Source organism: bacterium (assembly GCA_026416715.1).
Classification (GTDB): Bacteria; UBP4; UBA4092; order JAOAEQ01; family JAOAEQ01; genus JAOAEQ01.
Map to the genome: position 1 here is coordinate 1 of JAOAEQ010000057.1, position 605 is coordinate 605.

Genomic DNA, 605 nt, shown 5'->3' on the forward strand with positions numbered 1-605 from the left:
GTTGAATTATCTTTTGTTGACGAAAATGATATAGTCAGATACTTTTCGCATCAAAACAAAAAGAAAATTTTTCATAGATCACTAGGAGTAATAGGAAGAGCTGTTCAAAAGTGCCATCCCGAAAAAAGCGTTCATTTAGTAAATAAAATTTTAGAAGAAATGAAAGCAGGAACAAGAGATAGCGCTGAATTCTGGATTAATTTTCAAGATAAATTTGTGTATATATCTTACTTTGCTGTTAGAAATGAAAATAACGAATATCAAGGTTGTGTTGAAATGGTTCAAGATATAAAACATTTTAGAGAATTGGAAGGTGAAAAAAGGTTATTATAACAAAAAAAGGGCATTAAAAATGCCCTTCTTTTTGAAATTCAAAGGAGAGATTATTTTTTATTTTCTTCTTTTTTCTCTTCTTTCTTTTCTTCTTTTTTAGCTTTCTTTGTTTCAGCTTTCTTTACTTCTGTTGTTTTTGTTTTTTCAGCTTTAGCTTCTTTTTTAGGAGCTTCTTGAGCAAAAACAAACATTGATACTAATAACATTACTACTAATACTTTTACAGCTTTCATTTTAAACCTCCGTTTAGTTTATTGGTTAATGATTTAGAT

The 605-nt window shown here is 27.9% G+C and carries 2 protein-coding genes; one reads left to right on the forward strand and one right to left on the reverse strand.

What is annotated here, in order from left to right; translation table 11 throughout:
• Positions 1–333 (forward strand): PAS domain-containing protein (locus N3A72_12455; protein ID MCX7920388.1); only part of this gene is annotated, 333 nt, incomplete at its 5' end.
• 50 nt (positions 334–383) lie between these two features.
• On the opposite strand, the gene N3A72_12460 is transcribed toward N3A72_12455, so the two are convergent.
• Positions 384–566: a hypothetical protein gene (locus tag N3A72_12460; GenBank protein ID MCX7920389.1), complete on the reverse strand. Its 183-nt coding sequence runs from the start codon at positions 564–566 to the stop codon at positions 384–386.
• Positions 567–605 lie beyond the last annotated feature (39 nt).

What these genes read in the sequence shown, in the direction of transcription:
- N3A72_12460 (MCX7920389.1), bottom strand. Translation starts at nt 566, where the DNA reads ATGAAAGCTGTAAAAGTATTAGTAGTAATGTTATTAGTATCAATGTTT.